General features: G+C 44.6%; 11 protein-coding genes and 1 pseudogene. 10 read left to right on the top strand and 2 right to left on the bottom strand.

Annotated features, from left to right (window positions below; translation table 11 throughout):
- Positions 1-174: 174 nt before the first annotated feature.
- Positions 175-1,404 (bottom strand): 3D domain-containing protein, encoded by a 1,230-nt coding sequence (locus GBH70_RS11990; protein WP_151681272.1) that lies wholly within the window; start codon positions 1,402-1,404, stop codon positions 175-177.
- A 222-nt stretch (positions 1,405-1,626) separates the two neighbouring features.
- Between GBH70_RS11990 and GBH70_RS11985 the strand changes: the two genes are divergently transcribed.
- Positions 1,627-1,935 (top strand): MTH1187 family thiamine-binding protein, encoded by a 309-nt coding sequence (locus GBH70_RS11985; RefSeq protein ID WP_151681271.1) that lies wholly within the window; start codon positions 1,627-1,629, stop codon positions 1,933-1,935.
- Positions 1,936-2,152: 217 nt separating this feature from the next.
- On the opposite strand, the gene GBH70_RS11980 is transcribed toward GBH70_RS11985, so the two are convergent.
- The gene (locus tag GBH70_RS11980; protein WP_151681270.1) at positions 2,153-3,205 is read right to left on the bottom strand and encodes a lactonase family protein; all 1,053 of its coding nucleotides are present in this window, start codon (positions 3,203-3,205) and stop codon (positions 2,153-2,155) included.
- A gap of 400 nt (positions 3,206-3,605) precedes the next feature.
- On the opposite strand from GBH70_RS11980, the gene GBH70_RS11975 reads away from it, so the two are divergent.
- The 9 genes and pseudogenes from GBH70_RS11975 (at position 3,606) to mmgD (ending at position 16,002) form a co-directional block, all read left to right on the top strand.
- The gene (locus GBH70_RS11975; RefSeq protein ID WP_151681269.1) at positions 3,606-6,329 is read left to right on the top strand and encodes a P-loop NTPase family protein; all 2,724 of its coding nucleotides are present in this window, start codon (positions 3,606-3,608) and stop codon (positions 6,327-6,329) included.
- Between the two features lie 185 nt (positions 6,330-6,514).
- Positions 6,515-9,379, top strand: a complete 2,865-nt coding sequence (locus tag GBH70_RS11970) for a sigma-54-dependent transcriptional regulator (RefSeq protein ID WP_151681268.1) — start codon at positions 6,515-6,517, stop codon at positions 9,377-9,379.
- Between the two features lie 595 nt (positions 9,380-9,974).
- Positions 9,975-10,046 (top strand): annotated as a pseudogene (locus GBH70_RS17290) (group II intron maturase-specific domain-containing protein); the annotation flags it as partial.
- Between the two features lie 612 nt (positions 10,047-10,658).
- Positions 10,659-11,156, top strand: coding sequence for a PTS sugar transporter subunit IIB (locus GBH70_RS11960; protein ID WP_253693820.1), 498 nt, complete (start codon positions 10,659-10,661; stop codon positions 11,154-11,156).
- Positions 11,157-11,232: 76 nt separating this feature from the next.
- Positions 11,233-12,210 carry a mannose/fructose/sorbose PTS transporter subunit IIA gene (locus GBH70_RS11955; protein WP_151681266.1) on the top strand — a complete coding sequence of 326 codons (978 nt, stop codon included), beginning with the start codon at positions 11,233-11,235 and terminating at the stop codon, positions 12,208-12,210.
- A gap of 30 nt (positions 12,211-12,240) precedes the next feature.
- Entirely contained in the window at positions 12,241-13,050 is an 810-nt protein-coding gene (locus GBH70_RS11950; protein ID WP_151681265.1) for a PTS mannose/fructose/sorbose transporter subunit IIC, read from the top strand.
- A gap of 19 nt (positions 13,051-13,069) precedes the next feature.
- Positions 13,070-13,981, top strand: a complete 912-nt coding sequence (locus GBH70_RS11945; protein ID WP_151681264.1) for a PTS system mannose/fructose/sorbose family transporter subunit IID — start codon at positions 13,070-13,072, stop codon at positions 13,979-13,981.
- Between the two features lie 218 nt (positions 13,982-14,199).
- On the top strand, positions 14,200-14,580 hold the full coding sequence (locus GBH70_RS11940) for a DUF956 family protein (RefSeq protein WP_151681263.1): 381 nt from the start codon (positions 14,200-14,202) through the stop codon (positions 14,578-14,580).
- A 300-nt stretch (positions 14,581-14,880) separates the two neighbouring features.
- On the top strand, positions 14,881-16,002 hold the full coding sequence (gene mmgD / locus GBH70_RS11935) for a citrate synthase (protein ID WP_151681262.1): 1,122 nt from the start codon (positions 14,881-14,883) through the stop codon (positions 16,000-16,002).
- The last annotated feature ends 14 nt before the right edge of the window (positions 16,003-16,016 follow it).

Genomic DNA, 16,016 nt, shown 5'->3' with positions numbered 1-16,016 from the left:
ACGGCCTCCGCCTTTATAATACGAGAAGAAGAAGTCGTCGCTGATTTGATTCACCATATCATTGACAACGCGGGCTACATGGTTTTCCATCAGCAATCTCTGATAACTTTTACTTTTTATGAAAAAAGGGGGTGTCCCTAAGTCAGTTAATTGACTTTTGAGACAGCCCCTTCGTTAATTCAATATAATGACTTTTACAGTTTTCCGCCCCCATGCGAGGCAAGCTTTTTTATTTGGCATCAGTAAGTCAATCGTGTGTCCTTTGATGGCCCCACCTGTATCTCCTGCGATTGCAACGCCGTACCCTTCAACCCAGACTTTGCTGCCGAGCGGGATAACCGACGGATCCACTGCGATCAATTTCATGTTCGGGTTTTTCTTGATGTTGTATCCTAAAGCGGTAATATCCAATTTTGTATCTTCGTGGCTGTAAGCAGTGGCTGTCACATAAAATGACTTGCCTGAAGTCTGCGTGCTGGATGATGGATCCGCGCTGGCACTTGAGTTGAAGTTCGATTTGGCAGCAGATTGTGCATTTGTGTGAGCCGCTTTTTTAGCTTCAGCTTGGGCAGTTTTCTCAGCTTCAGCCTCAGCAACCTTTTCGGTATCCGCCTCACGCTGCTGCTTTTCCAGCGCTTCAGCCCTTGCTTTTGCCGCTTCCTGCTGCGCTTTTAATTCTTTTTGCAGATTGCTGATTTGCGCTTTCAGGTCTGACTTGTTTTGCTGGGCTTTTGTCAGCTCTTTATCAAGACTATTATACTTTGTTTTTAACTTTGACAGTGCAACTTCTTTTTCTTTCAAATTTGACTGAAGCTTGATTTGACTGTTTTTAAGATTTTGTTGCTCCTGTTCCAGCACTTTTTCCTGCTCTGCAATTTCCTTTTTATCCGCTTCGATTTTCTCAAGATCGGCTTTTTGCTGGTCCAAAAGCTGCGAATCGGCATTTAACAATGTGGTGACGGCGTTGATCCGGTTGATTAAATCGCCGAAGCTATCAGCGTTTAACAATGTCTCGATGACGAAGCCGTATTCGTTGTTTTTTTGCATGGCAACAAGACGTTTTTTCATAACGTCTTCTCTTGCAGAAACCTGGTCTTCCAGATGTACGATTTCTTCTTTTTTCTTTTCAATCAAATCGTTTGCCGACTGGATTTTATTTTCTATTGTTGTGATGTCTTCTTTATTTTGCTGAATGGATGATTGCAAAGCATTCCAGTCTTTTTGCAAATTTTCCATTTCGCTTTCTACGGATTTTTTTTCGGATTCTTTCTTTTGGATGATCTGCGTGTTTTCATCCAATTTTTTCTGTAAGGAATTTTGATCTGTTTCTGCATAGGCATTTAGCTGTGACGTGCCAACAAAAATGGCAAAAGCCATAACTGCAATTCGCCTTGTTAAGTGCATATGACAACTCCCTTCTCCGTACTATTGTTATAACATAAATAGGTAAAAAGTAAGATTACAATCCTATTAAATTCATATTACGAAGAAGGAAAAATGGCTTCTTTTTTATAGAAAAAAGAGAAAAGATATATTTGTGCGAATTTTTAATGGGGGGGGTAGTATCGTTCCAATTTCCCACCGGTTCGCCTATAATGGAAAAAAAGACGTCGGGAGGGAATTGCTTTGGCTATTGCAGACATCACCATTTTTCCGATGGGAACCGAGTCGACAAGCGTCAGCCGTTATATTGCGGAAATTGAGAAGGTGCTGAAGAAAGAGAGGAACAGGGTAAAGATCCAGCTCACCCCGATGAGCACATTGATCGAAGGGGATATTCATGACTTGTTTGAAATCATTGAAAAACTGCATGAGGTGCCTTTCAAACACGGGATCATGCGGGTGGAAACCAATATCCGCATCGACGACCGCAGGGATAAACCGTTAACGATGGAAGGGAAGCTGGCATCTGTTGCGGAAAAAATGGGCAAATAAAAACCCGGCACAAGGCCGGTATGATAAAAGGAGGTTTGACCGAGCTCTGGGGGAAGCCCGGCCAAATATGGTTTGCTGCAATTCCTTGCCGCTGTAATAAATGTAATGCAGCAAAACTAAAATCGTATGAAAGAAAAATGATAAAGCGATGAGAATTTGTGAAAAAATGGCATAGACTTAAAAAGGTGAACGGCATTGCGACCGTTCACCTTTTTGACTAAGCATGCAAAAATTTCACGCAAACCGGATCCGGAACAGGGATATCTTTTTGCAATAAAGTTAACTTCCCTGTTTCGGCATCGCGCGCGTATAAGACGAGCGTGCCTGAATTTTGGTTCGAGGCAACGACAAATTGTTCGGTCGGATCCAGCACAAAGTCGCGCGGCCAGTTTCCTTCCGTCGGCGTGTATTCAACGAGGGAAAGCTTGCCGTCCTCTTTTACTGCGAATACGGCAATGCTGTCATGCCCGCGGTTCCCGGCATAAACAAAGCGGCCGTCGGAAGAAAGATGGATCGCGCTCCCCTGGCTGTTTTCCGTAAAATCTTCCGGGATTGCGGAAATATATTGCAGCTCTTTAAATGTACCGGATGCTTCGTCAAACTCCAGCGCAATGACTTCGTTGCTCAGTTCCGTCATCACATAGGCAAATTTCCGGTTCGGGTGGAACGCAAGATGGCGCGGGCCGCTTCCCGGGAGGACGGAGAGGACCGCTGCTTCGGTTAATTTCCCGTTGCCATGCGCATAGGTCGTTACCGTATCATTCCCCAAATCGACGGCTACAACATATTTTTCGTCCGGCGTGAAGCCTGTAAAATGTACATGTGATTTTTCCTGGCGTTCTCTGTTCGGGCCGGAGCCGGTATGATGGATGACGGAAGCGGCCTGCTGCAGGCTTCCGCCATCATTCACGGTATAGGCGGAAACCGTGCCTTTATGGTAGTTGGCGGAGACAACGGTTTGTTTGGCCGCATCGACGCTGACGTGACACGGGGAGGCGCCGTCAGATAATTGCCGGTTGAGTTCTATCAGTTCCCCCGTTTCGGCGTTTACAGAAAAAGCTGCCACGCCGCCTTGACCACCTTCTTTTACAACGGCGTAAAGATTGCGGTTGTCTTTCGTAATGTTCACATAAGTCGGGTTGTCCAGTTTCGCGGCAACTTTTACATTTTCAATCTGTTTTTTCCCCGGATCGAGGGTAAATGTATAGATCCCTTCGCTGGCGCCTTTTGTATAAGTGCCGACATATCCAATGAATTTTGAATGTTCCATGGCTGATCTCCTTCCAATCGGTAATGTGAATATTATAACATAGAAAACGCTTGAATTCTGTAATTTGTGAACTTCCGAGGCATCACAACATCGTGAACGTGTATAGGGATTTTGGAATCCGGCCTTTATCACCACGAATTATTGCGGGACCCCTTCTTGAAAAGCAAGCAACTGTGTCCGTGCGGGTGGCTTGCGGATTTTGTATATTACATGCAATAACCGGATTTAAAAATTCCTTGCCAAATGTTTCAGCTTTGTATCAGAAATGATAGCGAACTGAAATTTTTCTGCCGGCATATCTTTGTTAAAATAAGGATAAACGACAAAATTCTACACATAGATACATACTGGATACAATATGATAGATATAAAACAGGGCCCGCTGATGAGGAGGGGAATCATGAAGCTAGAAGACCAGTTTGTGAATAAATCTTATTATGAAACTTTTATAAAAGAAGGCGAAGAACGCCATCCGCTTGAAGTGCTCGGGGAAGCGTTTGTGGAAGAAAATGCCTTGGAAAATTCCGATCTTTCCTATATCCGCTTTGCGCAGGGGGAAGTGTATTTCCATTACAAAGATTATGAAGCGGCCGTTTTTAAGTGGGAGAGCATACATAACGACTTTGAGCCGTGGGCGCAGAAAAATATGGGGGATGCCTACTTCGAGTTGGGCCTTACGGGGATGGCGGAAGAAATCTACAAAACCATCCAGACCGATTCAATGATTTTGAAAACGGAAGTCGCGCTGCAGCTTATCTCGCTTTATATCGAAGAACAAAAACATGAACAGGCCGTGCAGACGATTAAACAAACGGTTGCGATGAATCCGGATTATTCAAATGTTACAAAAATAGCGCGCGCTTATTTTGAAAAAAACGAAGACTGGATGAATGCAGTCGAACTGGCGGTAAACGAGTCGGTCAGGACCGAATCGCTGTTTTGGTTTGAAGTTTTAAAATCGTACATTGAAAAAGGGTATACTAAAACAATTTCGCCGGATTATTTCCGTGAAGTTTTGGCCGTTTTATACAAAGTGGATCAAATCCATTTTGAGCAGATGGCCGCTGCGCTTTGGCGTTCGTATCAAACGGAAAGCTGCTACCTCGAATGGCTTCGCGAATTCAATGTTTTGTTTGCCGGGCTGGACATCCATTCGTTTGAAACATGGCATGAGCTCTCCGCCATTTATCAGGAGACGTATCTCTCTTTGATCGGCGGCAATTATTTATTGAAACAGCTCACCCCGATTATGCCGGGCCTGTTAACGAATTGGCTGAGGATTACGGACTCCGGCCACGCGCTTTTGGCCTCGTCCGCGGTTTTGGCTTGGAACGATTTATTTTCGGCCGGCATCGAACCGGATCAAATAGCCGATGCGGAAACGATTTTGTACCGGGCCGAAAAAACGATTGATCAGCTCGAATATCCGCTTGAACTGCTGGATTCCATCATCAAATGGGCGAAATTGCATGGACTTTCCGTCAGCACACGCTTAAAATGGATGGCGAGGGAGCTGATTGATTTTGATGTGCAGCATATTCTTGTTGCCGGCATGAATGGCAGCGGGAAGACAGCGTTTATCCAATCTGTCTTGGCGGACAGCCTGCCGGAAAAGCCGACCCAATTTGTCATGGCGGCGCGCCACGGTGATCATCATGAGCTGGCGGTGATTTCCGACGGGGGGATTTCGGCTATAACGGAAGAAGACAGCCAGCAGCTGGACCCGAATGCCATCCTCGAATGGCGGGGGCCGAGCCAGTTTTTGAAAGAAAATGCGCTTGTTTTTCTCGATACGCCGGGCCTGAACGGGTCACAGCGAAGTAAAGTATACGAGTATTTGCATTTTGCGGACGGTCTCCTGTTCGTTTTAAATGCGAATGACCCGCTTACCGTCAAAGAAACGGATGTGTTGTTAAAAATAAAGGAACAGGTGCCGGATCTGAAAATCCACTTTTTGATGAGCAAAATGGACATGATTTACAGCAAGCAGGAAGCGGCGGACTTAGTGGAAGAAACGGCGCAAAAAATAAAGAGGGATTTCCCACAGGCAGAACTGCACCCGTATTCCTCGCATTATGCCGCGAGGGAAGCGGTAAACGGGCTGGCGCAGTTTTTCCGTAAAAACTTTAAAGTGGAAAATCTGGAAGCGCACCGGATTGAAAAATTGGTCCGCTGTATACGGGAATCGATCACGTATTTGTTGAAGCAAAGGCTGCAAAACGAGAATGAATTGGTCGAATCGATCCACCGCCATGAAGATATGCTAGCGAAATTAAACGGGGCTGCGAACCAATTAGAAGATGTCATCCATGAACAAATCCAGCTGATCCGTTCGTCTTACCACAGCATGACCAAGTCCATTAAAGACGAGCTGCAGGCCAAAATCCCGGACATTTTACGGAAAAGTTCCGATTATATTAAGCTAAACAGCGATTTCCGAAAAATCCATCTCGAATTGAATGAGGAAATGAACAACCGGATCCGGAGCTTTTTGCAGACGGCCATTTTCCCGAAATATTATGAGCTCGTGACAAAATGGATTGCGGATTCGGAGAGTGAGCTGCAGCAAAGCCAGGCTTACTTGGGTGAAATGGCGGAAGGCTTTAATCAATTGTACGGGGAAAACATCATTGCCCTCGCCTGCGATTTTAAAATCATGGACGACTGGCGGCGCGATGCAGACCGGATGGCAAACGGCGTCCACTTTGATTCCGTGAATATTTTACTTCGCCATACGCCGTCGCAAGTGCTGTTGAAAAGCGCGGGCAAACTGCTTGGCGCGCTTTCCCAAAATAAAGCGATGCTGTATAACCGCTACAAGAAATTCATTGAAAGTGAAGATTACCAGGATATCGCAGGCTTGATTACCAATAAAGTAATGCTGCAGTTTGAGCTGTTTGAGCAGGGGCTCGAAAGGGATATCCGCATGTTCTTTAAAAATCCGGAAACGGTACTGCGTGATACGATTACAGAAACAGAGACGGTCATTGACGAAAGTAAAGAAAAATTGTCGAATATGAAAGAAAACCCTGAAGTGTATCAGGATCCGTTAAAACTGTTCGAACTGAAACTCCGCCAGTTCGAATGGATGCAGATAAATACCAAAGCAAGACAAAAAGTGTAAAACGTGGCGGCGCCAAATTCAATTTTTTGATACGGCGCCGCTTTTTTTTACTTCCTGCCATTCCTGCGGCTGGAAAAGTGTATCTATGAATTTTATCGATCATAATACATTTCTACTGTCGTATTTGATACATTCGTGATACTATAAAGATACAGTACGGATAAAAATTGAATTGAGGTGGGACCATGAAGCGTATTGATCGGATCTATGCCTACCTGGTTGAGCAGTCAGAAGGAAAAACGCTGGATGACTTTGTCCACATGGAAGGGTTTACAGCTTCTGATATTGCCAACGATCTTGATATTTTAAGGAATAATGTCAGCGCGGAACTCAATAAACTGCTGCGGCAAAACTCCATCATCAAAATTAAAGGCCGGCCGGTGCATTATTTGGTCAAAAGCAGCATCGAAAAACTGCTGGGGTGCAAACTGCCGGATGACCAGCATGAATATGAAAATATGAACGAGCTTTTAAGCTTTCAATCTCCAACAATAAGGCCCGCTGCAAAGGGAAATGCGGATGCTTCGGAAGAGCCGAATCCTTTTGATGACCTAATCGGTTCAAAAACAAGCTTAAAAGTGCAGGTTGAACAGGCGAAGGCAGCGGTCCTGTATCCGCCGCACGGTCTCCATACGTTAATTGTCGGGCAGACCGGTGTCGGGAAAACGCTGTTTGCCAATATGATGTTTAATTATGCAAAATCTTCGGCGCCGTTTATGGATGAAGATGCTCAATTTATCGTGTTTAACTGCGCAGATTACGCAAATAACCCGCAGCTTTTGCTTTCCCATATTTTCGGCCATACCAAGGGTGCGTTTACGGGGGCTGACAGTGAAAAAGACGGCCTTGTCACAAAAGCGGACGGCGGCATGCTGTTCCTTGATGAAATTCACCGGCTCCCGCCTGAAGGCCAGGAAATGTTGTTTTATTTTATGGATACAGGGACGTATGCGAAGCTTGGGGAAACGGAACGGAACCGGAAAGCGAATGTCCTGATTATCGGGGCGACAACGGAAGATCCGGATTCTTCATTATTAAAAACATTTGTCCGGCGGATTCCGATCCTGATCCGGATTCCGTCCTTTGAAGAGCGGCCTGCAAAAGATAAAATCGAAATCCTGAAGTTCCTGCTTGCTATCGAAGCAAATCGCGTCCAAAAGCCGATTAAGATTGATGCGGAATCGATGAAAGCTTTAATCGGGAATACTTCATACGGAAATGTCGGGCAACTGAAATCGAACATCCAGCTTGTGTGCGCCAACGGATTTTTGCATTGCCTGAACGATGATGTCATTACTATCAACTTTAAAGACCTGCCTTCCGAACTGAAAAACGGCTTTTTCTATTTGAGTAGGAAGCGGCAGGAAATTCAGGAACTGTCGGAGTTGATTGATTCGTATTTGACAGTGTATCCGGAAGGGGAAAACAAGGCGCTCTTTGAAGAGGACCCTTATGAACCCGATTTCAACTTATACAATATTATCGGGGATAAAGTCAGCTTTATGATGGATCAGGATGTTTCGGATGAAGACATCAACCGGTTTTTAAAACTGGATATTGATATCCACTTGAATAAGTTTTACAATAAGTTTTACAGCAATGCACTGAACCGCGAGAAAATTTTAAAAATCGTGAGTGAAGATATTCTTGATTTCAGCGAAGAAGTGCAGGAAATTGTGGAAAAACGGCTGAAACGCAAAGTCAATGACCGCTTTCTGTTTGCGTTCAGCCTGCATTTGACTTCTTTCCTGAAGCGGGTGAAAAACCAGCAGGTCGCCAATTATACAAATATCGAAAATGTGATCAATGACCGCCCGGAAGAGTACCAGTTGTCTCTTGACATTTGCAAAATGATCGAAAAAAGGTACCGCGTCCATGTGCCGGTTAAAGAAGCAATGTACTTGACGATCCTGCTCACGTCACTTTTGGACGACCAAAAAGCCGAACAGGTCGCCATTCTTGTTGCCGCCCACGGGAGCAGCACAGCAAGCAGTATGGTGAGCGTGGTAAAGAGCCTGCTTGGCGAATCAAACGTCGACAGCATCGATATGCCGCTTGATATGAGCCCAAAATATGTGTTGGAAGAAATGAAAAAACGGGTGAAAGAAATTGACATGGGAAAAGGCGTGCTGCTGCTTGTCGATATGGGGTCTCTGACTGGTTTTGGCGATATTATTACACAGGAAACGGGCATCAAAACACGGACAATCGATATGGTCACAACGGCGCTTGTCATTGAGGCGATCCGCAAAGCGACCATTATGGAAATGGACCTTGAAGATATTTACGAGTCGTTAAAAGATTTCCGCGGCTACGGATCTTACCAGGTGGAGCAGAAAACAGAGGAAACAAGGCAGCCGCAAAAACCGCCGGCCATCCTTTCCGTCTGCTCAACCGGGGAAGGGACGGCGGAAAAACTGAAACAGCTTGTCGAGCAATTGCTCAAAAACATCGGCAGAAGCGACATAACCGTGATTCCGCTGCAGATTAATGAAGTTGAAGATAAAAAAGAAACGTATATGCATAAGTATGACATTCTTCTAACCGTCGGAATTGCCGATCCGAAAGTACATGCCCCGTTTATTCCGGTAGAGGCCTTGTTTATGGGCGACGGGGAAGCACAGGTTATGCATCTCATCCAAAATCAGCAGCTGCTGCAGACGCCGCCAAGGTCTCCGGCAATGGTGCGTGAAATGACGGAAGAAAGCCTGAATGAATTTTTAACATTTTTAAATCCAAAAAAAGTGGTCGGCGCAATAACGGAGTTTGTATCTTCTATTGAAAGGCTTGCCGAAAGGCCGTTTAATAACGCTTCGAAAATCAATATGAATATTCATATCGGATGTGCGCTGGAAAGAGTGGTCACACATGCCGGACTCATTTATAAAAATGAAATTACCCCGGAAAAAGAAGAGAAGAAAGAAAGTTATAAAAAAGCAGCGAAAATTTTTGAAGACCAGCTGAAACTGAAGCTTTCGGATGATGAACTGTATTATATTGTCGATATGATCGACAATTTATCCTCCCGGCAGACGGCGGGTGTGCAGTGATTTTTGCCTGTAAACAGAGGAAAACTGCTGTTTACAGGCTTTTTTAGTGCGCCTGGCGTGGCTGCACTCTATAGGGTGAAAGTCCCGAATCGCGAAGGCAGTAGTAGCGATAGCCTAACGCAAGTGTGTCCGTAGTGATGCGGAATCTGAAGGAAGCGAGCGGCAAACCTCCGATTCTTGAGGAACACGAACCTCATACAAGGCTAGGTATCATTGGATGAGCTTGCCGAACAAAGTAAAGTCCATACTGCCAAAGGTGATACAGAGTAAATGAGGCAGATAGGTGGAGGAAAGAGTGCAGTCTTACCCAGGGAGGTCTGACTGGTACGCCGACTAAGTTGGTAACTAGCCTAGTGATAGGTTATTGAACAGTCAGAAGTCAGCAGAGGTCATAGTACAATACGGGTCGCTCCCGTTTTGGAAGGACTGAACAATCAAAGAGAAGTTTTCGTCTGGAAATTCTGTATGGCAATGACACAGACAATCCGTAGTGGACTTACTTGAGGAAAGTAGTGGTGAATTCCATGAGGGACCTCAAGAGGGTGGAGCCAGAACAGGTTTATTGAAAGAGGATACAAATGGGTCATTGAGGAGAAACTCAAGGAAAGCATATTGGCGAATTTCTAAAAGTCCAATATTACACAAAACCCTTGGTAACTCCTACTGAAATCACCAAGGACTGAAAAGCCTGTATGAAAAGTATTGTGACAAGCGTCATTTATTTGATTGAACCGCCGTATACGGAACCGTACGTACGGTGGTGTGAGAGGACGGGGGCTAGTCACCTCCTCCTACTCGATTATCGTCAAAAAAGAACAGGAACTTGCCAGGAATTTCTTTTTTCAACAGATGCCGGAAATCGTTTGTTTGCGATACAGAATACATGTTTAAGATCAAAGTATCAAAATGATATCGCGGGCTTTTTTAATACAGTAATAAAAATGAAAGATGAAATACATTTTTAATGTGTATTAAAAAGGGTGTTTGTGTATTATAAGCATGAAAGGTTTTTCAGAAAACGCTTATACGTCAAGATTCGACATTGATACTCAAAAGTTGGCACGCATCTTGCATTATAAAAAGGCAGAAAAGCAAAAGAGGTAAATCAACAAAATTTGCAGAAGAATTTTTTCTACCTTATGGCGGAAAATGAGATAAAGAAAATCGCTTGATCCGACTTGTCGGTATTATCCCTTGATGGAAAGCCGGAGAAAATCCGCCGAGGCCTTCAAGAAAAAGTTCAGTAGTGAACAGGCTTACAGTTGGAGGTGGGATGAGAATGGATATACGACTCACTCGTATTGATGACCGTTTGATTCATGGCCAGGTTGCTACTGCCTGGTCGAAGGCAACGGGAATCGAACGAATTTTAGTGGTCAGTGATGAAGCCGCCCATGATGAGTTGCGAAAGTTTCTATTGAAACAAGCTACACCACCAAGCATCAAATCCCACGTCATTACGAAACAAAAACTGATTGATATCGATCAAAGCGGACTGTTTGACGGGACGAAGATTATGTTGTTGTTTGCTTCACCACAAGATGTACTGGAAGTAGTCCTCGCAGGTGTTCATTTAAAATCGGTTAATATCGGCGGGATGCGTTTTTCTGAAGGCAAAAAGATGGTCACAAATTTTATTTCCCTGGATAATGAGGATGTTCAAGCCTTTGTAAAGTTGGCCAATCTGGGGATCGAGCTTGAAGTCCGCCAAGTACCTGCAGATCGGAAAACGGATCTGATGCAACTGATCAAAAAAGAAAAGTTGCTGCATGAATGAATTTTGGTTACAGGTTTTTTTATAACTATTTATATGATTCTTTAAGCTGTAACAATAATTATAAGGAGGTCAGAAGATGGTAGGGATTATCATTGCTACTCACGGTGAATTTGCCAATGGTATCCTGCAATCCGGATCAATGATTTTCGGGGAACAGGAAAATGTAAAAGCCGTTACATTAATGCCGAGCGAAGGACCTGATGATGTAAAGGCAAAAATGAAAGAAGCAATCGCCTCTTTCGACAACCAGGATGAAGTATTATTCTTAGTCGATCTTTGGGGTGGAACTCCGTTCAATCAGGCGAACAGTTTGTTTGAAGAACATAAAGATAAATGGGCAATCGTTGCCGGTTTAAATTTACCAATGTTAATAGAAGCTTTTGCATCGCGCTTCTCCATGAATACAGCGCATGAAATTGCTGCGCATATTTTGGGCGCAGGTAAAGAAGGGGTTAAAGTAAGACCGGAAAGTCTGGAACCGGCAGCACCAGCTGCTAAAGCTGCTGCAGGTCCGTCCAATGTAGGCGCTCCTGGTAAGTTTGAATACGTACTGGCACGGATCGACTCCCGTCTGCTTCACGGACAAGTCGCAACTGCCTGGACAAAAACAACACGGCCTACACGGATCATTGTTGTATCGGATGCAGTTGCGAAAGATGATCTTCGTAAGAAATTAATCCAGCAGGCTGCGCCTCCTGGTGTAAAAGCACACGTTGTTCCTGTCGCTAAAATGATCGAACTTGCAAAAGATGATCAACACTTCGGCGGCCAGCGCGCACTGCTTCTTTTTGAAAACCCGCAGGATGCGCTCAGAGCGGTTGAAGGCGGCGTTCCATTGAAGACCATCAACGTCGGTTCCATGGCACACTCGCCTGGTAAAGTTCAGCCGAATAAAGTACTGGCCTTCAGCCAGGATGATATCGACACATTCAACAAGTTAAAACAGCTTGGTGTGAATTTCGATGTGCGTAAAGTGCCGAGTGATTCAAAAGGCGACATGGACGAAATTATCAGGAGAGCTCAAGAAGAGTTAAACAAACAAAATAAATCCTGATCATCAGGAGAAAAGGGAGGAATAATAATTATGGATTTGAATATTGTCCAAATGATACTAGTCTTTATCGTAGCATTTTTAGCTGGTATGGAAGGCATTTTGGATGAATTCCACTTCCACCAACCAATTATTGCCTGTACGTTAATAGGCCTAGTTACAGGAAACTTAGTACCATGTGTTATCCTGGGCGGTACGCTTCAAATGATCGCTTTAGGTTGGGCAAACATCGGGGCTGCCGTAGCGCCAGATGCTGCACTGGCATCTGTTGCATCAGCAATTATTTTAGTTTTAAGCGGGGCAGGTAAAGCCGGTGTATCTTCAGCAATTGCAATTGCCGTTCCGCTTGCCGTTGCAGGTTTGTTATTGACCATCATCTGCCGTACAATTGCAACAGCATTTGTACACTTTATGGATGCTGCAGCGAAAGAAGGAAGTATCGGCAAAGTTGAATTCTGGCACATCGTTGCGATCTGCATGCAAGGTTTGCGTATTGCCATTCCGGCTGCATTAATTCTGGCGATTGGTGCAGGACCGGTTAGAGGCTTGCTTGAAGCAATGCCAACCTGGCTGACAGACGGTTTATCCATCGGCGGGGGCATGGTCGTAGCCGTTGGTTATGCAATGGTTATTAACATGATGGCGACACGGGAAGTATGGCCGTTCTTCATTATTGGTTTTGTATTAGCGACTGTTTCTTCGATCACACTTATCGGTCTTGGCGGTATCGGTATCGCACTCGCTCTCATCTATTTAGCGCTTTCGAAACAAGGCGGTTCAGGTAATGGCGGCGGAAACGCAAACATCGGCGATCCGTTAGGCGATATTATTGACAATTACTAAGAAGGAGGCGGACAGGAAAATGGCTCAAGAATTAAAATTATCTAGAAGAGATCGTATTTCTGTATGGTGGCGTTCAACTTTCATCCAAGGTTCCTGGAACTATGAACGTATGCAAAACGGCGGCTGGGCATATACAATGATTCCTGCCATCAAAAAATTATATAAAACAAAAGAAGATCGTGCTGCTGCACTGCAACGTCACCTGGAGTTCTTTAATACTCACCCTTACGTTGCTTCACCGATTATTGGTGTAACGCTGGCACTTGAAGAAGAACGTGCTAATGGGGCACCGGTTGACGATGTAGCCATTCAAGGGGTTAAAGTCGGTATGATGGGGCCTTTGGCTGGTATCGGGGACCCGGTTTTCTGGTTCACAGTTAAACCAATCCTTGGTGCGTTAGCAGCTTCTCTTGCAATTACCGGTAACATCCTTGGCCCGATCATCTACTTTGTTGCTTGGAATATTATCCGTATGGCATTCATGTGGTATACACAGGAATTTGGTTACAAAGCCGGTTCCAGAATTACGGAAGACTTGTCCGGCGGAATACTTCAGGATATTACAAAAGGTGCATCTATTCTTGGTATGTTCATTCTGGGTTCATTGGTTAACCGCTGGGTATCGATAAAATTCACGCCAATTGTATCTAAAGTTAAACTCGATAAAGGCGCGTATATTGACTGGGATAATTTACCTTCCGGAGCACAGGGAATTAAATCCGCGCTGGAACAACAAGCTGCCGGACTTTCATTGGATTCCACGAAGGTAACAACTTTACAAGACAACTTGGACAGCTTAATTCCTGGCCTGGCTGCACTGCTGTTAACACTTCTTTGCATGTGGTTGCTGAAAAAGAAAGTATCTCCGATTATCATGATTCTCGGGTTGTTCGTGGTTGGTATCGTCTTCCACTTAATCCACTTGATGTAACAAAAAATGCCTGGGCTTTTGCCCGGGCTTTTTCAAAATCAAATAATAATGGATGGTGGAAACCGGCTTGTAAATATGTCCTGAAAACACGGTACGAAGCGAATTATGATGAATACGGTATTAGCGGCTGCCCAGCACTTTTTCCGGTATCTTTTGCTTAAAGCATTAACCCGCTTTATAATAAATAATGATTAAAGGTAAGAAATGGAGTAGATCAAATGGTCCAATCAATCAACACAAAAGTCGATTTAGTCACGAATGCAACCTCACATATGGGACTTGCAGATTATGGTAAGATCATGATTGGAGATAAAGGATTTGAATTCTACAATGACCGTGATGCACGAAAATTTATTCAAATTCCGTGGGAAGAAGTGGATTACGTGATCGCATCCGTCATGTTCAGAGGAAAATGGATTCCCCGTTTTGCGATTAAAACGAAGCGAAACGGGATGTTTACTTTTTCTTCCAGGGATCCAAAAAAAGTTTTAAGAGCGATTCGTGAATACGTTGACCCAAATCATATGGTTAAATCATTAAGTTTCTTTCAGGTTGTGAAACGCGGCTTGAAGCATCTGTTTAAATTTAAAAAGAAATAGTTTTTTATATGAAGACAGGTTGAAACTTGTCTTTTTTTATCTGCCTGAGACGGCATGTTTGTCGTGGAACCAGATAATAAACGCCGGCTGTTTTTATCCGGTACTGGAACGGGTCCGCTGCCCCTGTCAGCGGTTTTTTGACCTGGAAAAAGCGGATGCAGCCCCCGGAACGTTGTAATTTTGCAAATGTTATGATATGTTTTTTATGAAAGGCATCAGGGATTTTGGCAACAGCGCATCTTTTTTTGTACCAAACTGTAAGTGCTTACAGTTTGACAAATTGTTGAACGGAGGATGGATATGGGAAATACAATGCAATTTGTCCCGGGGCTTGAAGGTGTTGTCGCTGTTGAAACGGGAATCTCTTTTCTCGACACGGTCGAAAGTGAGATTGTTTTAAAGGGGTATGACTTAATCGAATTGTCAAAGTCAAAAGGCTATTTAGACATCGTGCATTTGCTTATGGAAGGCTCGCTTCCGAATGAAGCCGAGAAAAAAGCGCTGGAAGAAAGTTTGAAGAAAAACTATCACGTTCCGGAAGCCGTGATGGAAATGATAAAGCTGCTGCCGGAATCCACTCATCCAATGGACGCACTCCGCACAGGGGTTTCAGCACTTTCCGGTTATGATAAAGATATTTTGGATCGCTCCCATGAGTCGAATTTAAACCGTGCGTACCATTTGCTCGGAAACGTCCCGAATATCGTCGCAAACAGCTACCATATTTTAAACGGCGAAGAAACGGTCGAGCCGCGGCAGGATTTGTCGTACAGCGCAAACTTTTTGTACATGATCACCGGGAAAGTCCCGTCCGAAATGGAAGAAAGGATTTTTGACCGCTCCCTTGTCCTGTACAGCGAGCATGAACTGCCAAATTCCACCTTTACGGCAAGGGTCATTGCATCCACGCTTTCCGACTTGTACGGCGCATTAACAGGCGCAGTGGCTTCGCTAAAGGGGCATCTGCACGGCGGTGCCAACGAAGCAGTCATGGAAATGCTGAAGGAAGCTGGCACGGTGGAAAAATTTGAAGAATTGCTGTATACAAAACTGAAAAACAAGGAAAAAGTCATGGGCTTCGGCCACCGTGTGTACATGAAAAAGATGGATCCGCGCGCCCTCATGATGAAAGAAGCGTTAAAAGAACTAAGTGAGGCGAAAGGGGACAATACGCTCTTTGAAATGTGCGAGGTCGGCGAAAAAATCATGGCGCAGGAAAAAGGGCTTTTCCCTAATTTGGATTACTACGCCGCGCCTGTTTATTGGATGCTCGGCATTCCGATCCCGCTTTATACACCGATTTTCTTCAGTTCAAGGACAGCCGGACTAAGTGCGCACGTGATGGAGCAGCACGAAAACAACCGCTTGTTCCGCCCACGTGTAAACTATAGAGGCCCACGCGGTTTGCATCCAAACGACTAAACATGCAGGAAAGG

It is taken from the genome of Weizmannia acidilactici (assembly GCF_008974225.1).
Classification (GTDB): Bacteria; Bacillota; Bacilli; order Bacillales; family Bacillaceae_C; genus Weizmannia; species Weizmannia acidilactici.
Note: the sequence above shows the minus strand (reverse complement) of the source record. Positions and strands in the feature narration are given on the sequence as shown.

What these genes read in the sequence shown, in the direction of transcription:
- GBH70_RS11960 (WP_253693820.1), top strand. Translation starts at nt 10,659, where the DNA reads ATGGATATACGACTCACTCGTATTGATGACCGTTTGATTCATGGCCAG.
- GBH70_RS11975 (WP_151681269.1), top strand. Translation starts at nt 3,606, where the DNA reads ATGAAGCTAGAAGACCAGTTTGTGAATAAATCTTATTATGAAACTTTT.
- mmgD (WP_151681262.1), top strand. Translation starts at nt 14,881, where the DNA reads ATGGGAAATACAATGCAATTTGTCCCGGGGCTTGAAGGTGTTGTCGCT.
- GBH70_RS11955 (WP_151681266.1), top strand. Translation starts at nt 11,233, where the DNA reads ATGGTAGGGATTATCATTGCTACTCACGGTGAATTTGCCAATGGTATC.
- GBH70_RS11940 (WP_151681263.1), top strand. Translation starts at nt 14,200, where the DNA reads ATGGTCCAATCAATCAACACAAAAGTCGATTTAGTCACGAATGCAACC.
- GBH70_RS11990 (WP_151681272.1), bottom strand. Translation starts at nt 1,404, where the DNA reads ATGCACTTAACAAGGCGAATTGCAGTTATGGCTTTTGCCATTTTTGTT.
- GBH70_RS11945 (WP_151681264.1), top strand. Translation starts at nt 13,070, where the DNA reads ATGGCTCAAGAATTAAAATTATCTAGAAGAGATCGTATTTCTGTATGG.
- GBH70_RS11980 (WP_151681270.1), bottom strand. Translation starts at nt 3,205, where the DNA reads ATGGAACATTCAAAATTCATTGGATATGTCGGCACTTATACAAAAGGC.
- GBH70_RS11950 (WP_151681265.1), top strand. Translation starts at nt 12,241, where the DNA reads ATGGATTTGAATATTGTCCAAATGATACTAGTCTTTATCGTAGCATTT.
- GBH70_RS11970 (WP_151681268.1), top strand. Translation starts at nt 6,515, where the DNA reads ATGAAGCGTATTGATCGGATCTATGCCTACCTGGTTGAGCAGTCAGAA.